Annotated in this window: 23 protein-coding genes and 1 pseudogene; 16 read left to right on the top strand and 8 right to left on the bottom strand. The window is 57.7% G+C overall.

Annotated features, from left to right (window positions below; genetic code table 11):
* The 4 genes from BKD70_RS24390 to BKD70_RS24380 all read left to right on the top strand — a co-directional run.
* On the top strand, positions 1 to 390 hold a 390-nt coding region (locus BKD70_RS24390; RefSeq protein WP_302621732.1), incomplete at its 5' end, for an RHS repeat-associated core domain-containing protein.
* A gap of 234 nt (positions 391 to 624) precedes the next feature.
* On the top strand, positions 625 to 1,083 hold the full coding sequence (locus tag BKD70_RS16365; RefSeq protein WP_047274092.1) for a hypothetical protein: 459 nt from the start codon (positions 625 to 627) through the stop codon (positions 1,081 to 1,083).
* A gap of 443 nt (positions 1,084 to 1,526) precedes the next feature.
* Positions 1,527 to 1,664: an HNH/endonuclease VII fold putative polymorphic toxin gene (locus tag BKD70_RS25710; protein WP_202969401.1), complete on the top strand. Its 138-nt coding sequence runs from the start codon at positions 1,527 to 1,529 to the stop codon at positions 1,662 to 1,664.
* Between the two features lie 11 nt (positions 1,665 to 1,675).
* Positions 1,676 to 2,062, top strand: coding sequence for an Imm50 family immunity protein (locus BKD70_RS24380; RefSeq protein WP_047274540.1), 387 nt, complete (start codon positions 1,676 to 1,678; stop codon positions 2,060 to 2,062).
* A 50-nt stretch (positions 2,063 to 2,112) separates the two neighbouring features.
* Here the strand turns inward: BKD70_RS24380 and BKD70_RS25705 are convergent, their stop codons facing one another.
* Positions 2,113 to 2,295: a hypothetical protein gene (locus BKD70_RS25705; RefSeq protein ID WP_230683778.1), complete on the bottom strand. Its 183-nt coding sequence runs from the start codon at positions 2,293 to 2,295 to the stop codon at positions 2,113 to 2,115.
* A 42-nt stretch (positions 2,296 to 2,337) separates the two neighbouring features.
* Between BKD70_RS25705 and BKD70_RS25700 the strand changes: the two genes are divergently transcribed.
* Positions 2,338 to 2,895, top strand: coding sequence for an RHS repeat domain-containing protein (locus BKD70_RS25700; protein WP_371914004.1), 558 nt, complete (start codon positions 2,338 to 2,340; stop codon positions 2,893 to 2,895).
* On the top strand, positions 2,892 to 3,146 hold the full coding sequence (locus BKD70_RS24815) for a hypothetical protein (protein ID WP_099421407.1): 255 nt from the start codon (positions 2,892 to 2,894) through the stop codon (positions 3,144 to 3,146). The genes BKD70_RS25700 and BKD70_RS24815 overlap by 4 nt, the downstream gene beginning before the upstream one ends.
* Before the next feature lie 319 nt (positions 3,147 to 3,465).
* Here BKD70_RS24815 and BKD70_RS24370 read toward each other — a convergent pair.
* A pseudogene (locus tag BKD70_RS24370) lies at positions 3,466 to 4,323 on the bottom strand (IS5 family transposase).
* 128 nt (positions 4,324 to 4,451) lie between these two features.
* Between BKD70_RS24370 and BKD70_RS25065 the strand changes: the two are divergent.
* A complete protein-coding gene (locus tag BKD70_RS25065) occupies positions 4,452 to 4,592 on the top strand; it encodes a hypothetical protein (protein WP_169859671.1) in 141 nt (46 codons plus the stop codon).
* Here the strand turns inward: BKD70_RS25065 and map are convergent.
* From map to poxB, 4 genes are all read right to left on the bottom strand, one after another.
* The gene (gene map / locus BKD70_RS16345; RefSeq protein ID WP_047274096.1) at positions 4,574 to 5,365 is read right to left on the bottom strand and encodes a type I methionyl aminopeptidase; all 792 of its coding nucleotides are present in this window, start codon (positions 5,363 to 5,365) and stop codon (positions 4,574 to 4,576) included. The two genes, BKD70_RS25065 and map, sit on opposite strands and share 19 nt — an antisense overlap.
* Complete coding sequence (locus BKD70_RS16340; RefSeq protein WP_047274098.1) at positions 5,362 to 5,622, bottom strand: ParD-like family protein; 261 nt, start codon at positions 5,620 to 5,622, stop codon at positions 5,362 to 5,364. The genes map and BKD70_RS16340 overlap by 4 nt, the downstream gene beginning before the upstream one ends.
* A 137-nt stretch (positions 5,623 to 5,759) precedes the next feature.
* Positions 5,760 to 7,307, bottom strand: coding sequence for a TerC family protein (locus tag BKD70_RS16335; RefSeq protein ID WP_047274100.1), 1,548 nt, complete (start codon positions 7,305 to 7,307; stop codon positions 5,760 to 5,762).
* Between the two features lie 401 nt (positions 7,308 to 7,708).
* A complete protein-coding gene (gene poxB, locus BKD70_RS16330; RefSeq protein ID WP_047274103.1) occupies positions 7,709 to 9,430 on the bottom strand; it encodes a ubiquinone-dependent pyruvate dehydrogenase in 1,722 nt (573 codons plus the stop codon).
* Between the two features lie 511 nt (positions 9,431 to 9,941).
* Here poxB and BKD70_RS16325 point away from each other — a divergent pair.
* Both BKD70_RS16325 and BKD70_RS16320 read left to right on the top strand, forming a co-directional pair.
* Entirely contained in the window at positions 9,942 to 11,321 is a 1,380-nt protein-coding gene (locus BKD70_RS16325; protein WP_047274105.1) for a glutamine synthetase family protein, read from the top strand.
* A gap of 221 nt (positions 11,322 to 11,542) precedes the next feature.
* Positions 11,543 to 12,178, top strand: a complete 636-nt coding sequence (locus BKD70_RS16320; protein WP_047274107.1) for a class I SAM-dependent methyltransferase — start codon at positions 11,543 to 11,545, stop codon at positions 12,176 to 12,178.
* On the opposite strand, the gene ampC is transcribed toward BKD70_RS16320, so the two are convergent.
* Positions 12,175 to 13,323: a class C beta-lactamase gene (gene ampC, locus BKD70_RS16315; protein WP_047274108.1), complete on the bottom strand. Its 1,149-nt coding sequence runs from the start codon at positions 13,321 to 13,323 to the stop codon at positions 12,175 to 12,177. The genes BKD70_RS16320 and ampC overlap by 4 nt on opposite strands.
* 296 nt (positions 13,324 to 13,619) lie before the next feature.
* On the opposite strand from ampC, the gene rnd reads away from it, so the two are divergent.
* The 3 genes from rnd to BKD70_RS16300 all read left to right on the top strand — a co-directional run bounded on the left by rnd (position 13,620) and on the right by BKD70_RS16300 (position 16,103).
* On the top strand, positions 13,620 to 14,753 hold the full coding sequence (gene rnd, locus BKD70_RS16310; protein WP_047274110.1) for a ribonuclease D: 1,134 nt from the start codon (positions 13,620 to 13,622) through the stop codon (positions 14,751 to 14,753).
* Positions 14,750 to 15,043, top strand: a complete 294-nt coding sequence (locus BKD70_RS16305) for a YcgL domain-containing protein (protein WP_047274112.1) — start codon at positions 14,750 to 14,752, stop codon at positions 15,041 to 15,043. The genes rnd and BKD70_RS16305 overlap by 4 nt, the downstream gene beginning before the upstream one ends.
* Before the next feature lie 127 nt (positions 15,044 to 15,170).
* Positions 15,171 to 16,103: a D-2-hydroxyacid dehydrogenase gene (locus BKD70_RS16300; protein WP_047274543.1), complete on the top strand. Its 933-nt coding sequence runs from the start codon at positions 15,171 to 15,173 to the stop codon at positions 16,101 to 16,103.
* A gap of 91 nt (positions 16,104 to 16,194) precedes the next feature.
* Here BKD70_RS16300 and BKD70_RS16295 read toward each other — a convergent pair whose 3' ends face one another.
* Positions 16,195 to 16,788 (bottom strand): nitroreductase family protein, encoded by a 594-nt coding sequence (locus BKD70_RS16295; RefSeq protein WP_047274115.1) that lies wholly within the window; start codon positions 16,786 to 16,788, stop codon positions 16,195 to 16,197.
* Between the two features lie 154 nt (positions 16,789 to 16,942).
* Between BKD70_RS16295 and BKD70_RS16290 the strand changes: the two genes are divergently transcribed.
* From BKD70_RS16290 to kdpA, 4 genes are all read left to right on the top strand, one after another.
* Positions 16,943 to 17,392: a YcgN family cysteine cluster protein gene (locus tag BKD70_RS16290; protein ID WP_047274118.1), complete on the top strand. Its 450-nt coding sequence runs from the start codon at positions 16,943 to 16,945 to the stop codon at positions 17,390 to 17,392.
* Between the two features lie 27 nt (positions 17,393 to 17,419).
* On the top strand, positions 17,420 to 18,652 hold the full coding sequence (locus tag BKD70_RS16285; protein ID WP_047274120.1) for a hypothetical protein: 1,233 nt from the start codon (positions 17,420 to 17,422) through the stop codon (positions 18,650 to 18,652).
* A 168-nt stretch (positions 18,653 to 18,820) separates the two neighbouring features.
* Positions 18,821 to 18,910: a K(+)-transporting ATPase subunit F gene (gene kdpF / locus BKD70_RS16280; RefSeq protein WP_047274123.1), complete on the top strand. Its 90-nt coding sequence runs from the start codon at positions 18,821 to 18,823 to the stop codon at positions 18,908 to 18,910.
* A gap of 8 nt (positions 18,911 to 18,918) precedes the next feature.
* Positions 18,919 to 20,613: a potassium-transporting ATPase subunit KdpA gene (kdpA, locus tag BKD70_RS16275; protein WP_047274124.1), complete on the top strand. Its 1,695-nt coding sequence runs from the start codon at positions 18,919 to 18,921 to the stop codon at positions 20,611 to 20,613.
* Positions 20,614 to 20,618: the final 5 nt, after the last annotated feature.

Here is a 20,618-nt window from a genome sequence, read left to right as displayed (position 1 = left end):
GACCCCACCGGCCAAATCGCCTGGAGCGCGCAGTACAAAGCGTGGGGAGAAGTCAAAGAACAACGCTCGGACTGGGCACAACGCCAAGGCCTGACCAACCCGATCAGGTTTCAGGGGCAATACCACGATCACGAAACAGGGCTGCACTACAATCGGTATAGGTACTATGATCCACGGGTCGGACGCTTTGTCAGTAAGGATCCGATCAGCTATGCGGGTGGGTTGAATCTTTATGCGTATGCGCCGAATCCAACGGGGTGGGTTGATACAAATGGGTTAGCCAAGCTCCCTAAAGAGGGTCGATACCACGGCCCAAAACCAAAATATGAAAATCCAGGGCACCATGATCCTTCATCTGGAACCTTTAGAGGCGGAGGAACAAAAACTTAAATTTTTCCCAAAAATGCAGATGACTTGTACAAAAAAAGCGATACCTGATGCAGAGGGTAAGCATTGGTATACGCGAGATGAACATGGCGTAGTTCATCGTTTTGGCTATAGCAATGATGGAAAAGTGCATTGGAATGGAGACTCTATACAGAATTGCGGGATTCCAGTGCCACCTGAAGTTGCTAAACGGTTTGCAGCAAGGACGATTACTTGTAAATGTAAGGGGGCAGGGAAATGAAAGAACCAATAATTAAATTGGAGGTAGAGCTCTCAACTGACAGGCAATACGTTTTTTCGCGCTGTGAATTTGTTTTTGGTTCAGTAAATGTTGGAGATTACGAGCAGCTTATGCTTGCAAAGAGTCTTTTGTTGGCGTTAGAGGATTTAGTGGTCAGAATGAATGATTTTGAGCCAATAGAGTGCGCCATGGATAATTTGGAAAACGTCCTGTCTAATGCTATTCGAGAAGATATAAGAAATTCTTGCTTGCCGTTAGGTGTTGAGGCTTTTGATGGTGATGAGGCGGTATTCGTTGATGTGCATAAGCAAAGTTTTATTGTCATAAAACCTTGGGCAAGCACTACATGCTTTACTGAGGAACTCAGTATTTCTCAGTATTGCTCTATGATAGAGGCGTCTATTTATGAGTTGAAGGAGAGATTAAAAATGTTCGCGTCAATATCTAGCATATAGATGTGCAGATATGATTTTGTGGCTTGTGGAGTTTTTAAGTCCGCTTGCATCACTTACATAGTCATTTGACTCATATAAGATGCTGCAACGATTATAAAATAGCCATGCATTATCACGAAATATGGCTGCACTATAATCGGTATAGGCACTATGATCCACGGGGCGAACGGTTTATCAGCTAAGACCCCATCAGCTATGCGGGTGGGTTGAACCTTTATGCGTATGCGCCGAAACCGGTGGTCTGAGTAGACCCGTTTGTGCTTTCAGGTCGACAAGGCGCGTTTAAGCGAGCAAAGCGTGATGGAGGAGTTTCTGTATCTCAGCAATCAGATAGTATTGTTAAAGTACCAATGACTACACGAGGAGGCTGTCCATTAATATGCGATGGGAAGCGTGTGGAAACAAGAGAATATACTTTCACCCGGGAAGACGAAAGTTAGGTAGTGATTCAAGAACATAGTGCAGGACATAAATTTGGCGAAGGTGGTATTGGCGATCAGAAATCTCATTTAAATGTGAGGCCAGCAGAGAATACACGAGCCGGATCGGTACCCGTTACAGCGGCACATTATCCATTTTAGCGAGAGCAGTGATGAAATTGGCTAAAAATTATCTGAGTGGTAGTAATTTTATTAATGAGCTCTATGGCGAAGATTTGAGTTTCGATGGTGTAGACTTGCAGGAAGTAAATTTTGGGTGGAATGGCCCAATTGCTAAGTTGCGATTTAGCATGAAGGATTTTCCTTTGGTCCCGCCTGGGAAGTGGGAAGGATTGAATGCTGTACAAGTTGAGCTTTCAGCCTTTCCTTTAAGTGATGTAGTTCTGACTAAGTTTGGGCCGGGAAATAAGTGCGATTTAACGATAGGGTTTTTTGTGGAAGATAGTTACTTTACAGTTAAAATATCAGGAGATTCAGAGGCGTCATTTAAAGCATTGATCGTTAATGTAGATAAGGTTTCTGCGTATTTACGAAAATAATTTATATGGCTGAGCCCAGTAATCCTTTTCAAGGGGCTGCGGTTTACCCTTCATGGCTTGAACGGTGACACCTTGGCCTGTGGAAACAGCCCGGCTAGACCCAAGGCGCCGTCGGGTACGCGGTGCATTAAATCTTTGAACCAGGCAGCTTCGCGCTCTTTGCTCAAGCGCTGCATCAACAACTGATCCGCCTGGCCCAACCAAGCTACACCGGCGCCTATGACATCGACCAAGACCCGCTGTGGACCCACACTCCGCAAGCGCTGCCGATTGACGTGCTGGCCTGGTACCAGTGCGACCACCTCGGCACGCCACAAGAACTCACCGACCACACCGGCCAAATCGCTTGGAGCGCTCAGTACAGCGCGTGGGGAGAAGTCAAAGAACAACGTTCTGAATGGGCACAACGCCAAGGCCTGATCAACCCGATCAGGTTTCAGGGGCAGTACCACGATCACGAAACAGGGCTGCACTACAATCGGTATAGGTACTATGATCCACGAGTCGGACGGTTTGTTAGCAAAGACCCAATCAGCTATGCGGGTGGGTTGAATCTTTATCAATATGCGCCTAATCCGGTGGGGTGGGTTAATCCGCTGGGGTTGGCGCGTTCTGGGCGTTGGGAGCGAGTCGGTAACGGCAGAGTTGGCATTGACTCGCCTCATGTTGAGAATACGAATCAGCAGGTACATGCACATTGTCAATGTAATTTAAGACGTGAAGAAGTGGTTATTAATAAGGATGGCTCTCAGAGCCACGGTTCACGGAGTGGTATTTCAGAGCTAACTCGGAAAGAGAAAGAGTACTTGCGAACTAAAGGATTTGACTTATGACTGATATTAGTGGATTTGAGATTCATGGTACGGCTGTTGGTAAAGAAACATCAATAAAATTGAATGAAATATCGATACTAGGTTGTCCTGAAACTATAAAGGCTATTGGTGAGTTTCTGGTAAAAGCAGCTGACCGAATGATCTGTGAAAATTTAGAGCATATGCATCTTCAAGATGTTTTTTATAACTTTTCAAGCTCTGATCATGTAGACATCATAGCATTAAATAGTAACCTTATTTTGAAAGTATAGTTTTTGAGTCGACACCTTAAATATTTAAGGTGTCATGAAATAACCCTGCTTGCGCAGGTGATAAAGATGATTAAATGTGATTGTTGCGGTAGTTTGGCTCTCGACACAATAGAGCGCCTAAAAACCACGGCGTATAACTCAAGCGCTGTCGCAAAATATGTGTATATCAAATCACTTGATTGCCGCCCTTAACAATGCAAGGATGAGAAATTAAATGAATCACCTGAACGTATTATAGGGATGAGTGCTGATGAGTAATTTGCTTATTCAAAAGACGAAATAATAGAGATGTTGAGAGGATGCTTGGATAAAGAAAGCGCTAAGCCAAGTACCAGGCTCTGTACGAAAAGAGATGTCGCAGACACCGCATGGAACACGCCAATGAGACTATGGCGGCATAACTTTTCGCGAGCTTGTCGAAGCGTGTCACGATCCGACGGTTCTCTTCCAGCCACCCAAACATATGCTCGATGATGTTGCGCTGTCGGTATTTGGGCCGATCGAACAACCTGGGTAAGCCAGGCTTGGGCTTGCGTTTCATTGAGCGCAGCGGGATGACGGGCTGCATTCGATATTGATCGCAGTAGCGGCGCAGTGCTTCGGCGTCGTAGCCCTTGTCGGCCAGCAGTCATTTACAGCGTTTGCGCGGGCGACCACGTTGGCTCGAAGGAATGCTGACTTCGTCCAGGATAGGCTGGGCGTAGCTGATATCACTGGCTTGACCGCCAGACAGAAGGAAGCGCAACGTTATCCCGTTGGCGTCGCAGAGCATGTGAATTTTGGTGGTCATGCCACCGCGACTGCGACCTGGAGCGTGATCGGCAGGTGGGTCAGGCCCCCTTTTTTTCGAGCGCCAGATGAGGCTCGGGTTGCACGTATTGCGGTTGAATCGATCATCCAGGTTTGCAGATCAATCAGGCCTTTTTCATTCAGCCTGAGCTGCATGCGTTTGAGCATCTGATCGAATGTCCCTTGGTTTCGCCCACCTCGCAACCGTTGACCACGGGCCAAATCGATCTGGCATATCTCGCCATGCAGCACCCGAGCAGAGTACCCAGAGCACGCCATCGAGCATCAGGCGATCGCTCAGGCGCGCCCGGCCTCGGCCATGGGTTTCGATGAAAAGATCGGAGACTACATCCCAGGCCTCGTCCGAGAGTTCATAACGCTTAGCCATCACCGAATTCCTTTCCGTAGATGGCGGGCACTCTACAAAATCTCAGCTCCCGAAGCGCGGCGATTGGGTTTCTCGGGATTTCGTACAGAGCCTAACCAAAGAAGTGTATAGAGCAGCACGAATACAACGTGCTCAACCAACGCATCGCCACCACCCGCCCGGATGGCCACACAGTCAGCTGGCTGAGCTACGGCAGCGGCCACCTGCACGGGCCTGACCTCTCGGCAGGCCCGCTTATTGATCACGCGTTTCAGCCGACCGGCGGGTAGTCGGCCTGGCTGTCCGGCCACGGGCTGAGGACTTCGAAGCCGTTATCGGTCACGGCCACCATGTGCTCCCATTGGGCGGACAACGAATGGTCCTTGGTCACCACGGTCCACTGATCGGCCAGGGTTTTTACGTGGCGTTTGCCTGCGTTGAGCATCGGCTCGATGGTGAAAATCATGCCCGACTTCAATTTCATGCCTTGGCCCGGGAAGCCGTAATGCAGTACTTGCGGCTCATCGTGGTACACCTTGCCGATGCCATGGCCGCAGTATTCGCGCACCACGCTGTAGCCTGCTTTCTCGGCCAGGGATTGGATGGCATGCCCGATATCGCCCAGGGTCGCTCCGGGGCGGACGACGCGAATACCGGCGCACATGGCGTCGTAAGTGGTTTTCACCAAGCGCCGCGCTTCAGGGCTCGGCTCACCCACGAAGTACATGCGGCTGGTGTCGCCGTACCAGCCGTCCTTGACCACGGCGATGTCGATATTGACGATGTCGCCGTCTTTCAACGGGGTGGCTGTCGGGATGCCATGGCACACGACGTCGTTCACCGAGGTGCAGACTGTTTTCGGGAAGCCGTGATAACCCACGTTGCCGGGGATGGCCTTCTGCACATTGACGATGTAGTCGTGGCAGAGTTTGTCCAGTTGGTCTGTGGTCACGCCGGGTTTAACGTGTTCCGCGATCATGGCCAGGACTTCGGCGGCCAGCATGCCGGCCAATTTGGACTGAGCGATTTGCGCCGGGCTGTTGATGACGACGTGGTTTCTCATTGATCGGCCTGCGATACGGTTTCGAGGGGGGAAGCGTTGAGTGCGAGTTCGCTCAGGGACTTGAGGTCCAGACCGCCCGCCAGTTCGGCGCGAATCAGCAACCGGCAGATGTGGTGGTGGTCCAGGTCAGGGTGCAGCTCGCTCAGCATGCCGATGCGCATCCAGTGTTCGGCTTGCGCGTTGATGGAGCGGCTCAGCGCGTTGCTCGCGAGCCGCAGGTTCTCGTGCATGGGGTCTGAAATTTTTACGATGCCCATTGATACGCTCAATATGAAATGCATATGAAACGTATATTAAGCGATTGTTCTGACGAAGCGAAAGGCCGGATGTCGCCTTTGCACTCGGTGGTTGGCCCTTGCCGCTGGTGTAAAACGGGGCAAGGGCGCGCAGGTGTTTACGTTTTGGAGAGGTGCACGCGGGTTACGCGCCGTTCTTCAACGTCGGTGACGATCAGGTTCCAGCCCTCCCATTGAATCCGGTCGCCTTTGATCGGCAAACGGTCCAGCAGGCTCATGACCATCCCCGCCACCGTGTGATAGTCGTCCGTGCCGTGGGCCGGGAACCCGGTGCGCTCACGTACCTGACTCAGGTTCAACGCGCCGCTGACGGCGAACCCGTCATCCAGTACGTCGATGTCAGGCCCGTCAATTTCGCTGGCATCGGGTAACTCACCCGCAATGGACTCCAAAATGTCGGTCATGGTCAAAATGCCGAGGAAGTCCCCGAATTCATTGATCACAAACGCAATGTGGGTCGATTCCTTGCGCATCTGCTCCAGGGCGTTAAGGATCGTGAAGCTGTCCAGCAAGTTGATGGTTTTACGCGCCATGGCCTCCAGATTCGGCTGATTGCCCGCAAGCAACTCCTTGAGCAGTTCTTTCTTGTGAATGAACCCCAGCGGCTCATCAATTCGCCCTTCACGAATGAGCGGCAAACGGGAGTAAGACGAGTGCATCAGGGTCGTGCGAATGGTTTCGGGCGTATCCGCCAGATCGATGTGATCGATTTGGGCGCGGGGCGTCATCACGGTGCGTATAGGGCGTTCAGCCAACTGCAGCACGCCGCTGATCATGATGCGTTCGCGACGGTGAAACACCTCTTTGGTCTCGCCGCCTTCAAGCAGATCGGCAATTTCCTCGTCCACTTCATCCGCTTCCAGCTTGCGTCCGCTCAACAGCCGCATGACCGCATGCGCCGTCCGCTCTCGCATCGGGCGAAGGCCTTGCACACTTTTTTTGCGACGGGCCCGTGCGACCTGATTGAACAATTCGATGAGGATCGAGAAGCCAATCGCGGCATACAAATACCCTTTGGGGATATGGAAGCCCAGGCCTTCGGCCGTGAGGCTGAAGCCGATCATCATCAGGAAGCCCAGGCACAGCATGATGACCGTCGGGTGACTATTGACGAAGCGGGTCAGCGGCTTGCTGGCCAGCATCATCAGGCCGATGGAGAACACCACGGCAATCATCATCACCGACAAGTGCTCCACCATGCCCACCGCTGTGATCACGGCGTCCAGTGAAAACACCGCATCCAGCACGACGATCTGCGCCACGATTGGCCAGAACAGTGCGTAGGTCGTGTTCGAGGTGCGTTCAGAGACATGGCCTTCCAGCCGTTCATGCAACTCCATCGTTGCCTTGAACAACAGGAACAGGCCACCGAACAACATGATCAGGTCACGGCCCGAGAACACTTTGCCGAACACCTCGAACAGCGGCTCGGTGAGCGTCACCATCCACGAGATACTGGCCAACAGGCCCAGTCGCATGATCAGCGCCAGCGACAAGCCGATCACGCGTGCCCGGTCGCGCTGCTCCGGCGGCAGTTTGTCCGCCAGAATCGCGATAAACACCAGGTTATCGATGCCCAGCACCAGCTCCAGCACGATCAGCGTCAACAGGCCCAGCCAGGCCGTCGGATCTGCAATCCATTCCATAGGGATCAGTAAACCTCTTGTTCAAGACAGGAAACGACAGGCCGGGCGACCACAGACGCGCTGACGCACGAACGCAGCGTGGGTGTCAGGGGTAGGGCAGGGACTGAAACAATGAGCGAGCACCGAGCGGAGGCGATGCCGGGAGATGAGGTGAGGCGGTGCACGTGAAGGTGAGTTGCGAGCGCCAAGAAGCGACTGGGAGGCTCCAGAAGGGTGTTCATATAAACCTTGCGTCAATGAGGGAGGGCAAGACTACAGCGATCCAGGCTTTTTCGGTCAGCCGGAGTTATTACAAAATTTGACGGGATAGCCTTGCGGGTGGGGTGAGGAACCGGCGCGGGCTGCGGGCGAACAAAACCCTCGAAGCGTAGGCCCCAAGGGTTTTGACAGGGCGGCGAACCTCAGCGCAACAGGTTGACCTTGGCCAGGTCGATCAACTCCCGCGCACGGCCGTCCATCACCGTTTTGAGCATGAACAGGCTAAAACCTTTGGCCTGCTCAAAAGTTTTGGTCGGCGGCATGACCAGCTCCTGACGGGCGCTGACCACATCCACCAACACCGGCCCCGGGTGGCTGAAGGCTTCGCGCAGCGCGGCTTCCAGTTGCGAAGGGTGTTCCACACGGATGCCCTTGACACCCATGGCCTCGGCCATTGCGGCGAAGTTTGGGTTTTTCAGGTCGCAGCCCACGTCGGGATACCCGGCCGCTTTCATTTCCATCTCGACAAAGCCCAGCGTGCCGTTATTCAGCACGATGACTTTGATAGGTAAACCCACCTGATTGAGCGTCAGAAAGTCGCCCATCATCATGGTGAAACCACCGTCGCCCGACATTGACACCACTTGCCGGTGCGGGAACGCCGCCTGTGCGCCAATCGCTTGCAACATGGCGTTGGCCATGGAGCCGTGGTTGAACGAGCCGACCAGACGCCGCTTGCCGTTCATTTTCAAATAGCGCGCTGCCCAAGCGGTGGGCGTGCCGACGTCGCAGGTGAAAATCGCGTCGTCATCCGCCAGCTCGCTGACCAGTCGATTGAGGTATTGCGGGTGAATGATGTCGCTGTTCGGTCCGCTTTCGGCCAGTGCATCGAGGTCTTCACGGGATTTTTTGTAGTCCTTGAGTGCCGCCTCCAAGTGCTCGCTGTCGGCGTTTTGTCTGATGCTGGGCAACACCGCCTGCAAGGTCAGCTTGACGTCACCGAGCAATCCCAGCTGCAACGGGCAACGGTTGCCCAGTGCTTCAGGGCGCACGTCGATTTGCGCAATATTGCCGTGCTCCGGGTAGAACTGGCGGTATGGAAAGTTAGTGCCCAGCATCAGCAAGGTGTCGCAGTTCATCATCGCTTTGTAACCGGATGCAAAGCCGATCAAGCCCGTCATGCCGACGTCATACGGGTTGTCGTATTCGACGTGTTCCTTGCCGCGCAATGCATGCACGATCGGGGCTTTCAGGCGTTCGGCCAAGGCCAGGATCTCGGTATGTGCCCCGGCGCACCCTGCGCCGCACAGTAATGTCACGTTGCGCCCGTCGTTAAGGAAGGAGGCCAACTGATCGATTTCGGTGTCGGCGGGGCGAATCAGTGGCATGGCGGGCTTGAGCCAGTGGGGCACCTTGGCTTGCGTGGTTTGCAGGGCGACATCCCCCGGGATCACCACCACCGCCACGCCGCGCTTGGCGATGGCCATGCGCATGGCGCGTTCCAGAATCTGCGGCAACTGCTCGGGGTGCGATACCAGCTCCACGTAATGGCTGCACTCTTTGAACAGGCTTTCGGGGTGGGTGGCCTGGAAGTAATCAATGCCGATTTCGCTGCTGGGGATATGCGCGGCCAGCGCCAGCACCGGTACGCCGCTGCGGTGGGCGTCGAACAGGCCGTTGATCAAATGCAGGTTGCCGGGGCCGCAACTGCCGGCGCAGACCGCCAGCTCACCGGTCAAATGCGCCTCGGCACCGGCGGCAAAGGCAGCGGCCTCTTCGTTGCGCATGTGAATCCACTCAATCTGTTCCTGACGGCGCAGCGAGTCAGTAAAGCCATTCAACGAGTCACCTACCACGCCAAACACGCGTTTGACGCCTGCCTCTTGCAGCGTTTCGGTAATGAAATCAGCAACCGTTCGGGACATGGGAGAGGCTCCTTGAAGTAAGAAAACAGACAGCCTGAGACAGGCGATTAACCCATTCCCAAGCAGGATAGACACTGGATCCGACCTTGCGCCTGGCGCAGTCGTTCGATGAAAAGATGTTCATCAGCGCAAGGCGTGCGGCCTCGCATCGCTATCACGTGCGTTCAAATGTTTAGCGGTTGGCCACTCAAAGGTTGATAAGTCTGTATTTAAGCGGGCTGCGGCGCATGGGAGGCTGCGTGTTCTTTTTCGGCAATGGTTGCAGGTATGAGGCTTGGCCTTGTAGAGATTCAACGCGTGAAGCTGTCAGGCATTTACGCGCCTGCAGGACGGCCGCTTCGTGGTTATCTTCCCTGCGCCACCCTTGATCGGTGTGAACTGCCGGGCGAACTGGCGTTTTGGGCCTTGTTTCACTGCCGTCATGCGCGCCCCCCGGATACCCCTTGTGTTGGCTGATGTTGATCAACCGCGCATTTGCGCGCCTGTCTGATACGCCTATACGAGTCTTCCCATGAGTGCCACGACCCTGTTTGCGCCGTTACAAGAAGCGTTGGATTTTCTGCAATCGCACCCGCATATCGAGATGTTTGAGTTGTTCATCCTCGACAACAACGGCGTGCCCCGCGGCAAGTTGCTGCACCGCGATGAACTGTTGGCGGTTTATGAAAGCGGTCGGCCGCTGCCGAGCACCATTCTGGGCCTGAGCATCAATGGCGACGATGTGGAAAATACCGGGCTGGTCTGGGACGTGGGCGACATCGACTGCCGCGCCTACCCGTTGAGTGGCAGCCTGCAACCGATGCCGTGGCGCCAGATACCGATGGCAGCGGTGCAAGTCAGCATGCACCCCGAGCAAGGCATGCCCGCCACCGTGGCCGACCCACGTCATCTGCTGGTCAAGGTGATCGACGGGCTAAAGGCCGACGGCTATTACCCGGTGATGGCGGCGGAGCTGGAGTTTTACTTGCTCGACCAAAAGCGTGACAGCCAGGGCCGGCCGCAACCGGCGCGTGATGCCGACGGCCAGCGACCGCGTGCGACGCAGGTCTACGGGTTGCGTGAACTGGAGCAAATCGAGCCGTTTCTGGCCGATCTGTACAGCGCCTGCAGACTGCAAGGCATTCCGGCGCGCACCGCCATTTCCGAATACGCACCGGGGCAAGTGGAAATCACCCTTGAACACCGCGCCGACGCGTTGCAGGCGATGGACGAAGCGGTGCGCTACAAGCGACTGGTCAAGGGCGTGGCGCACAAGCACGGGATGGCTGCGTGTTTTATGGCCAAGCCGTTTGACGATCTGGCCGGGACGGGCATGCACATGCACGTCAGCCTGGCCGACAAGGACGGCAACAACCTGTTCGCCAGTGAAGCGCCCGAAGGCACGCCGCTGCTCAAACAGGCGGTGGGCGGCATGCTCAGCACGCTGCTCGACTCACTGCTGATGTTTTGCCCGAATGCCAACTCTTATCGACGTTTTCAGAGCAACAGCTACGCGCCGCTGGCCGCGACGTGGGGCGTGGACAATCGCACGGTGAGCCTGCGGGTGCCGGGCGGCCCGGCTTTTTCGCGGCATATCGAGCACCGGATTTGCGGCGCCGATGCCAATCCGTATTTGGCCGCAGCGGCCATTCTGGCCGGTATTCATCGCGGTATTCGCGAGCAGCGTGATCCGGGCGCTCCGGTCCAAGGCAATGGTTACGCACAGGCCGCCGAGCAACTGCCCACCGACTGGTTGACGACCTTGCGTGCCCTGGAATGCTCTGACTGGGCCAAAGAAGCGTTCGGCCCTGCGTTTGTGAAGGTGTACCTGGCGGTCAAAAACGCGGAATACCGCCAGTTCATGGGCGAAGTGGGCGAGCAGGACTGGCGCTGGTATTTGCAGCACGCGTGAGCTTGCCGTTACAGGGTGGAGGGAGCGGGCGCAATGGACCTGTCACCGTGGCCACGAGGCCACCTTCCCCGGCGACTGGGCCATGGATGGCTAAACGCCTTGTTCCTGTGAGGGCAGGCGTTTAACCGCCACGAAGGTTTTCATCCTTTCCTGACAATTTTTTCACTGCTGGCCCGCTAACCTCCTTGGCGAATAACTTCATACACAAGAGTTCGCGGGCCATGTCATCGCAGCCACCTTCCACCATTGAGCTTGAATTCGCTGAACGCTATGACCGCGAGCATGCTCAGGTATGCCGCGAAGTGCGGCCTGAAGGTGTGCTCCGGCGTCTGGCCATGTGGCGGGAGCAGTCGCTGATTCGGCGCGCGCTCAAAGTGGCGGGCGAGCCAGGGCTGGTGCTGGACCTGGCGTGCGGTGCCGGGCGTTTCTGGCCGTTGTTGGCCGAGCATGGCAACCGGGTGATTCTGGCCGCCGACCCGTCTCAGGGCATGCTCGATCACGCCCGAACCCACCATTCGACGGGCTTGCTGGCGCGTGTCACCTTGTTTAAAAGCTCGGTGTTTACCATCGATATGCCTGAAAACGCCGTGGACTGCATTTTTTGCATGCAGCTGTTTCACCATGTGCGTGACAGCGAGCACCGTCTGGCGATCTTGCGCGAATTGCACCGGGTCAGCCGTGACACGTTGATCCTGTCGCTGTTCATTAAACCCTCGCAAAATCCGCAGCGCATCTGGGTGACCAAGGACGCAATCGAAGCCCAGTTTTCACAGGCGGGTTTCAGCGTGCTCAAACAATACGATGTGCTGCCCGGCCACACGGCGGGCAGCATTTTCGTGTTGCGCAAAGGCAGTTAATTCAACGCCTCGAAAAGCGCATGAGCCAATTTCACCCGGGCTTCGTTCGGGTAATTTTTGTTCGCAAGGATGACCACGGCCTGCTTTTTGGCGGGCACGAACGCGATGTAGCCACCGAAGCCATTGGTTGAGCCGGTCTTGTTGATCCAGCTGTCTGCGCGCGGGGCCAGCGGTGGATTCAAGGCCTCAACCGGTTGAGTGTCGTAGGCCATGGCGTTCGAATTGCCCTCGACCAGTGCAGCCAATGTGACCGGGTAGGGGTATTGCTCCCACACCAGGTCCTGGGTCATGGGCCCGGCCCGGAAGTAACCGGTATGGGTGGTGTCCAGGGCCCGGCGAAGGGGGGGGCTGACCTGGCCAAGACCTGCATTCAGCTCGGCGAAATGGATCAGGTCGCGCGCCGAAGTTTTGAGGCCGTAGGCTTCGTCCGCCAATACGCCTGCCCCTAAACGTACGGGCGCATCCTCTTTGTTGTACCCCTGAGCGTAGCGGTGCATCTCGCTGTCAGGGATCTGCAGATAGCTGCTTTTCATCCCCAATGCCGGCAGCAAATGGTCTTGCATGGCCTCGGTGTAGGGCATGTTCATGCGTTTGGCGGCGATCACCCCCAGCATGCCGATGCTGGGGTTGGCATAGCTGCGCTGGGTGCCCTGCGGGTACGTCGGTTGCCAGGCTTTGAGGTAGTCCATGAGTTGTGCATCGTTTTGAACCTCATCGGGCACCTGCAACGGAAATCCGCCGGCCGTGTGAGTGGCCAGGCCGATCAGCGTTACGTTGCCGAACGGGGTGTTGCGTAATTCGGGCAGGTACGTGCTCACCGTGTTAGTGAGTGACAGTTGCCCATTGGCCTGAGCGTAAGTAGCCAGGGTCGCGGTCAGGGTTTTGCTGATGGAGCCCACTTCGAACAGCGTGTCGGCGGTCACCGGGGTGGCCGTCAATTTTGAGGCGACACCGAAGGTGAAGAACTGCTGCTTACCTTCGACGCTGACGGCGATGGCCAGACCGGGCACGTTGTATTGCTGCATCACCGCCTGGGCGGCCTCTTGCACGGTGCTGTCCAGGCTTGCGGACATGGCGGGCAGGCTCATGGCGCACAAACCGGACAGTGAAAGGGCAGTGGCAGTGCGTTTAAACAGCTGGCGCATGAGGGCGTCCTTCTGGTCGATGTGGGAACAGGGCTGGTGGTGCCGGGTACAGGGTACGGCCTTGTCACTGAATGTTTCTTGAAGACGGAGTCGCGTTGCGTTTGATCACCGGTGTGAGCGTGCTGCTAACGCTGTTCGAAGCGCGAGCCGGGTGAAAATACACATTTAACCGGCGCGTGTGTTGAAGGTAGAGGCCCGAATTTGTGTAGGTTTTTTCGTCGACAAGTTTGTCAGTCAATCGCCGGAAATGCCTGATGCCGATATATACTGCGCGCCATTCTTCAAGGGAGAGCCGTGTGGCCATCGATATTCACTGGATCCGCGACAACGATAGCCTCGGCCAACATTGCGCCCAATGGCAGCACTTGCCGTTTGTAGCCCTCGACACCGAATTCATGCGGGTCGACACCTTTTACCCCATTGCCGGTTTGATTCAGATCGGCGACGGGGAGCGGGCCTACCTGATTGACCCGTTGACCATCGACAACTGGCAGCCGCTGGCAGCCCTGCTGGAAAACCCGGCCGTGGTCAAAGTGCTGCACGCGTGCAGCGAGGACCTTGAGGTGCTGTTGCGCTTGACCGGCAGCTTGCCCGCGCCATTGTTTGACACCCAGTTGGCAGCCGCCTACCTGAACCTGGGGTTCTCGATGGGCTATTCGCGTCTGGTCAAGGAAGTGCTCGACCTGGACCTGCCCAAAGGCGAAACCCGCTCTGATTGGCTGCAACGTCCACTGTCCGAAACGCAGATCAGCTACGCCGCCGAAGATGCTCAACATCTGGCGGAAGTGTATGTGCTGTTGCGTCCGCGGTTGTCGCCCGAAAAGTACAACTGGGTGCTCGAAGACGGTGCTGAGCTGGTCGCCAACCTGCGCCGCGAAGTGGACCCGAACGAGGTGTACCGCGAGGCCAAGCTGGCGTGGAAGTTGTCCCGCGATCAGTTGGCGGTCTTGCGTGAAATCTGCGCCTGGCGTGAGCGTGAAGCCCGCGCCCGTGACCTACCGCGCAACCGGATCGTGCGTGAACATGCGTTGTGGCCATTGGCCAAAACCCAGCCCGACAACCTGGTTTCGCTGGCACGCATCGAAGACATGCACCCGCGCACTGTGCGTCAGGACGGCGAGTTTTTACTCGACCTGATCAAGCGTGCAGGCAGCCTGCCACCGGAGCAGTGGCCGCCTGCCGTGCCCGAGCCGTTGCCGGTAGAAGCCGCGGCGCTGATCAAACGCCTGCGGGCGGTGGGCCAGGTGTATGCCGAACAACTGAACATGGCGCCCGAGCTGATGCTGCGCAAGAAAACCCTGGAAGCGCTGGTCAAGAGCGGCTTCCCCAATGGCCCTTATCAATTGCCGGACTCACTGCGCGGATGGCGCCGTGAGCTGATGGGTCAGGCGCTGCTCGACAGCCTGGCCACTGCTGGAGAACCGTCTTGAAACGTATTTGCTCTATTTACCGCAGCACCAAGCGCAACGAAATGTATTTGTACGTGCTCAAGGCCGATGCCCTGGAGCGCGTGCCGGAGCCTTTGATGGCGGCGTTTGGCAAAGCCATTCACGCGTTCGATCTGGTGTTGACCCCCGAGCGCAAGCTGTCGCGCGAAGACATCGCCGTGGTGCTGGAGAACCTTGAGAAACAGGGTTATCACCTGCAGATGCCACCGGCCGAAGACGAATACATCGAGCACTTGCCTGAAGAGCTGTTACGTCGCAACGACCCGATGTAACGACCTGATCCGGGTGCCCGGCAGAGGGCACCTGTCCTGAGTGGATTCAAATGCATTGGCGGTGCCCCCATTCGACGCGTTAACCCGCGACGGCGGCCGCTGGCAGCGTTTTAAAAAGGTTACGAGCATGCGCGTTCTGATTGCCGAACATGACCACCCCCTTTACACACGCCTGCTGCAAGCGGCCGCGCCTGAACTGGAGGTGTTGACCAGTGGCGACTCGGCGCAGCTGTCGCGTCTGGCGGCCGATTGCCCGGTATGGCTGGGCCAGCCTGATCTGCTGGCCACGCTGATGCGTCAGGGGCATCAGCCACAATGGCTGCAATCGACCTGGGCGGGCATCACGCCGCTGTTGGCCGGCGGCTTGCAGCGCAACTACCGCCTGACCCGTGCCGTGGGCATTTTCGGTCAGGTCATGGCCGAATACGTGCTGACGTACATCCTCGGTCACGAGCGTGAAGTCATGGCGCGGCTGGTCAGTCAGGTGGAGCGCAAATGGGACAACCGCATGGGCCAGAGCCTGGTCGGGCGCAAGGTGCTGATCGTCGGCGCCGGCGACATTGGCCAGACCGTGGCGCAGTTTCTGCAACCGTTTGGCGTGGAGCTGTATGCCATCGCCCGCACCGCCCGTGAGCAGGCGCCCTTCAAGGGAGTCGGCACGCTGGAGGATTTGCCGCGCCTGGTGGGGGCGGTGGATTACGTGGTGAACTTGTTGCCCAACACGCCGGACACCCACGACCTGTACGATGCCGAACTGTTTGCACAATTCAATCCGACCGGGGTGTTCATCAATGCCGGGCGCGGCGTCGCCGTGGTGGATGCGGACTTGGTTGAAGCGTTGCGGGTCGGCCATATTGCCGCCGCCGTGATTGACGTGTGCCGGCAGGAGCCATTGCCCGCCAAGCATCCATTCTGGACCGCCTGGGGCCTGTTGTTGACCGGCCACAGTTCGGCGCCGACGTCACCGTCGTTGATGGTGCAACTGTTTGTCGACAACCTGCGTGCGTTTCAGGCGGGGCAGCCGATGCGTGGCGAAGTGGATTTCGCACGCGGCTATTAACAAGACTGGGGTCGCTGCCGGACAACGCGAGGCTGCGAGCTTTCAAGGGCCAGGTCGAAAGCTCGCGGTTTGCGGCAGCGACAGGCCGCGCTTAGAGGCTGAAATCACCTTCAGCGACTAATTTGCTCAGCGGCTCACGCTGGCTGGGCACTTCCTTGGCTTGCAGGTAATCGACCAGCGTCGCTTTGTCCCCCAGCTTGCCGATTGCCACCATGGCTTGCACGGCATAGCCTTCCGGGATCTTCAGCTCTTTGTGCGCGCGCTCGTAATCGAGCCCGCTCATGCCGTGGGTATGCCAGCCGCTCAGGTGAGCTTGCAAGGCCAGATGGCCCCAGGCTGCGCCGGTATCGAACGCGTTAGTCGGTGACGGTTTTTCTTCGGTGGTGCCCGGAGCGGCAAAGGTGGTTTTCGACACAATCACCACCAGCGCGGCGGCGTGTTTAGCCCAGCCCTGATTGAATTCCACCAGCAGGTTCAGGTAGCGATCAAACGCCGGGGTGCCGCGCAGCGCGTACAGAAAGCGCCAAGGCTGCGAGTTGTAAGCCGAAGGCGCCCAGCGTGCGGCTTCAAAAAAGCTCATGAGGGTCGGTGTGTCGAGGGTGGCATCGGTGAAAGCACGGGGCGACCAGCGCTGGGTGAATTGCTCGTGAATGGCGTGATCGGCGATGCGGGTATTAGCAGTCATTCTTGATACCTGAGTTGATTTTCGCGGTTCAGCGTAGGCGCAAAGCTACTGTTATGCCATCTGGCTGACAAGTCTGACGACAAGCGCTTGGCCCGCGGGGCCTAGGGCACTAGACTGGCGGCCTTTTCCATTCCCCGATGTTGATGTTTGAGCCATGGCCGCAAAAGTTGAACCGTTCTGGATCCGCAAAACCCTCGATCAACTGGATCAGGAGGAATGGGAGTCGCTGTGCGACGGTTGCGGCTTGTGCTGCCTGCAAAAGCTCGAAGATGAAGACGACAACAGCGTCTACTACACGCGCATTGCCTGCAAACTGCTCGACCTGAAAACCTGCCGGTGCACGGACTACCCGAATCGACGTGATTCTGTCCCGGACTGCATTCAACTGTCGCCGGGCAAGGCGGAGGAATTCAAATGGCTGCCGCCCACCTGTGGCTACCGGCTAGTCAGCGAACGCAAGGACCTGCCGCTGTGGCACCCCTTGGTGTGTGGTGATCCGGACGCCGTGCACCACGAGCGCATCTCGCAATCGGGGCGCATGCTGGCCGAAGGCAGCGTGCCGGAAGAAGACTGGGAAGATCATCTGATTTTCCGCGCCGGTTAATCGCCGGAGCGGTCGCAAGGAGTGTGTATGCCGCTGCGTTACCGAATCCCCCTGGGGCTGCTGATAGCACTGCTCGGCAGTCCGCTGTGGGCCGCGCAAAAAGTCAATCTGGATTACCACGTGCGCCTGATGCCGCAAACCGGCCAGGCCGACGTGCGCCTGACGCTGGCTGAAGGCTCAGCCGTGCGCAGCCTGGATTTCGACCTTGGCGCACCCGGCAGCTACAGCGATTTCAAGGCCGATGGCGGCTGGCAGCTCACCCCCGACCCGCAGCACAGCCGTGGGGTGTGGCATCCCGCGTCAGGCACCGCCACGCTGAGCTACCGGGTTCGCCTCAATCACCCCTTTAAAAACGGCAGTTTCGACACCTATGCCACGCCCAAGTGGGCGTTGTTCCGTGGCGAGCAACTGGTGCCGCCTGCCAGCCTCGACCAGCAAGACGGTACCGAGTTGGTGTCACGGCTGACGTTCGCCTTGCCCGAAGGCTGGAAAAGTGTCGAAACCGCGTGGCCGCGCATCGGCAAAAACCGTTTCCGCATTGACGATGTTTCGCGTTTGTTTGATCGGCCAACCGGGTGGATGCTGGCGGGCACGCTGGGCAGCCGGCGCACCACGCTGGGCGAAACCGAGGTCACCGTTGCCGCACCGCAAGGACAGGGCATGCGGCGCATGGACGTCCTGACGTTGCTGACCTTCGTCTGGCCGCAGGTGCAAGCGGTGTTCCCGCGCAACCCGCCCAAGTTGCTGATCGTCGGGGCCGGCAGCCCGATGTGGAAAGGCGCCAGCGCCGACCGCAACTCCATTTACCTGAGCAGCGCGTTGCCGATGGTCAGCGAGTCCGGCAGCAGCCCGTTGTTGCGCGAATTGGTGCAACTGTTCAGTGGCATCAAGGTAGAACCGGGCCATGACTGGATCAGCCAAGGGTTGAGCGAGTATTACGCCATCGAACTGATGCGCCGCGCAGGCGGGATGAGCGAGGAGCGTTATCAGACCTTGCAGCACAAGCTCAATGCGACTGGCAAAGGCGTGAAGCGGATGCGCGGCGCGCAGGCCAATCCGGCGGTGGTGGCGCGTGCGGTGACGCTGTTGCAGGCGCTGGACCGCGAAATCCGTCTGCAAACCCATAGCAAGCGTTCGCTGGACGATGTGAGCCAAGCGTTAATGCGCATGGACAAGGTCAATACCCAATCGTTTATCCAACTGAGCGAAAGCGTGCTGGGCGGCGCGTCCGAAGTGCTGGACACCCCCCTGCTGCGCTGACCGCTCGGCTTACTGTCGTGGCAGATCCGGCAGCCGCGACAGATCTGCAGTGATGGTTTTCTTTACGGCCTCTTTACGCCCTCGCATCCCCCTCGATCTCGATCCTTTACGCCCCTGAACCCCACACTTTCCCCACACGCGGCAATCGCCGCTTTGGGGAGCACGTCGATGGGCATTCTGGATGGGGTGTCGCTGCTGTTGGCAGTGGGGCTGTTCGTTTATCTGCTGGTGGCGCTGTTGCGCGCTGATCGGAATTAGGAGCGGGTATGCACAGTTATGACTATGGGCTGTTGCTGGCCTTTTTCGCGTTGGTGTTGCTGCCTGCGCCCTGGCTGGGACGTTTTTATTACAAGGTCATGGAAGGCCAGCGCACCTGGTTGACGCAGGTGTTCGGGCCGGTCGAGAAGGTCTGTTACCGGGTGGCCGGGGTCGATCCGGGCGATGAGCACACTTGGCAGAAGTACACGCTGGCGTTGCTGGCGTTCAACCTCGCAGGGTTTGTGTTGCTGTTTGCGATTTTGCTGTTGCAACAGTATTTGCCACTCAACCCGCAGCAGTTGCCGGGTCAGGAGTGGACGCAGGCGTTCAACACCGCTGTGAGTTTTGTCACCAACACCAACTGGCAGAGCTACAGCGGCGAAGCGACCCTCAGTTACCTCAGCCAGATGGCGGGCCTGACCGTGCAGAACTTCGTCAGTGCGGCGACGGGCCTGGCGGTCTTGGTTGCCTTGTGCCGTGGCATCAGCCGCCGGTCCGCCCGCACGCTGGGCAATTTCTGGGTCGACATGACCCGCGCCACGCTCTACGGCCTGCTGCCGCTGTGCCTGGTGCTGGCGCTGTTGCTGGTGTGGCAGGGCGTGCCGCAAACCCTGGCGCATTATGTTCACGCGCTGACCCTGGAGGGCGTGGATCAGGTCATCCCGTTAGGGCCGGCCGCGAGTCAGATTGCGATCAAGCAACTGGGCACCAATGGCGGGGGCTTTTTCGGGGTCAACTCGGCGCACCCGTTCGAGAACCCCACGGCCTGGAGCAACCTGTTTGAAGTGGCGTCGATCATCCTGATTCCCGTGGCGCTGGTGTTCACCTTCGGCCATTACGTCAAGGACCTGCGCCAAAGCCGCGCCATCATCGCCTGCATGCTGGCGTTGTTCTTGATCGGCGGCGGCACTGCGTTGTACGCAGAGTCTCAACCCAACCCTGCGCTCAACAGCCCGCTGGTTGAACACACCGCACCGCTGGAGGGCAAGGAAGTGCGTTTTGGCACCACCGCCACGGTGCTGTGGACCGAGACCACCACCGCGGCCTCTAACGGGTCGGTCAATGGCATGCATGACAGCCTCAACCCGCTGAGCGGGATGGTGGCGATGGTCAACATGATGGTCGGTGAAGTGATCTTCGGTGGTGTGGGCGCCGGACTCTACGGCATGTTGCTGAACGTACTGATTGCCGTGTTCCTGGCCGGTTTGATGATTGGCCGAACCCCCGAGTACCTGGGCAAAAAACTGCAAGCCAAAGAGGTGCAACTGCTGGTGGTCACGCTGCTGGTGATGCCGGTGGGCGTGCTGGTGCTCAGCGCGCTGGCGACCAGTTTGCCGAGCGCCGTGGCGTCGGTGAGCAACCCCGGTGCCCATGGCTTCAGTCAAGTGCTGTACGCCTTTACCTCGGCCAGTGCCAACAACGGGTCGGCGTTTGCCGGGCTCAATGCCAACACGCCGTTTTATAACCTGATGTTGGGGTTGGGCATGTTGATCGGCCGTTTCGGCTACATCCTGCCGGTGCTGGCGCTGGCCGGAAGCCTGGCGATGAAGAAAACCGCCCCCGTGGGGCAGGACAGCTTTCCCACCCACGGCCCGCTGTTTGTGGTGCTGCTGACCATGACCATCGTGCTGGTGGGCGGGTTGACCTTTTTGCCGACACTGGCCCTTGGCCCCATCGCTGAACAACTGATTCCGGGTTTCTGAGGACA

Origin of the sequence: Pseudomonas sp. BS-2016 (genome assembly GCF_001806145.1) — a bacterium.
GTDB classification, from domain to species: Bacteria; Pseudomonadota; Gammaproteobacteria; order Pseudomonadales; family Pseudomonadaceae; genus Aquipseudomonas; species Aquipseudomonas lundensis.
This window is presented reverse-complemented; position numbering and strand designations above follow the sequence as displayed.

Coding starts and splice junctions, on each gene's coding strand:
- BKD70_RS16365 (WP_047274092.1), top strand. CDS start 625: ATGAAAGAACCAATAATTAAATTGGAGGTAGAGCTCTCAACTGACAGG.
- BKD70_RS24380 (WP_047274540.1), top strand. CDS start 1,676: ATGAAATTGGCTAAAAATTATCTGAGTGGTAGTAATTTTATTAATGAG.
- BKD70_RS24815 (WP_099421407.1), top strand. CDS start 2,892: ATGACTGATATTAGTGGATTTGAGATTCATGGTACGGCTGTTGGTAAA.
- map (WP_047274096.1), bottom strand. CDS start 5,365: ATGAGAAACCACGTCGTCATCAACAGCCCGGCGCAAATCGCTCAGTCC.
- BKD70_RS16340 (WP_047274098.1), bottom strand. CDS start 5,622: ATGGGCATCGTAAAAATTTCAGACCCCATGCACGAGAACCTGCGGCTC.
- BKD70_RS16335 (WP_047274100.1), bottom strand. CDS start 7,307: ATGGAATGGATTGCAGATCCGACGGCCTGGCTGGGCCTGTTGACGCTG.
- poxB (WP_047274103.1), bottom strand. CDS start 9,430: ATGTCCCGAACGGTTGCTGATTTCATTACCGAAACGCTGCAAGAGGCA.
- BKD70_RS16325 (WP_047274105.1), top strand. CDS start 9,942: ATGAGTGCCACGACCCTGTTTGCGCCGTTACAAGAAGCGTTGGATTTT.
- BKD70_RS16320 (WP_047274107.1), top strand. CDS start 11,543: ATGTCATCGCAGCCACCTTCCACCATTGAGCTTGAATTCGCTGAACGC.
- ampC (WP_047274108.1), bottom strand. CDS start 13,323: ATGCGCCAGCTGTTTAAACGCACTGCCACTGCCCTTTCACTGTCCGGT.
- BKD70_RS16300 (WP_047274543.1), top strand. CDS start 15,171: ATGCGCGTTCTGATTGCCGAACATGACCACCCCCTTTACACACGCCTG.
- BKD70_RS16295 (WP_047274115.1), bottom strand. CDS start 16,788: ATGACTGCTAATACCCGCATCGCCGATCACGCCATTCACGAGCAATTC.
- BKD70_RS16290 (WP_047274118.1), top strand. CDS start 16,943: ATGGCCGCAAAAGTTGAACCGTTCTGGATCCGCAAAACCCTCGATCAA.
- BKD70_RS16285 (WP_047274120.1), top strand. CDS start 17,420: ATGCCGCTGCGTTACCGAATCCCCCTGGGGCTGCTGATAGCACTGCTC.
- kdpF (WP_047274123.1), top strand. CDS start 18,821: ATGGGCATTCTGGATGGGGTGTCGCTGCTGTTGGCAGTGGGGCTGTTC.
- kdpA (WP_047274124.1), top strand. CDS start 18,919: ATGCACAGTTATGACTATGGGCTGTTGCTGGCCTTTTTCGCGTTGGTG.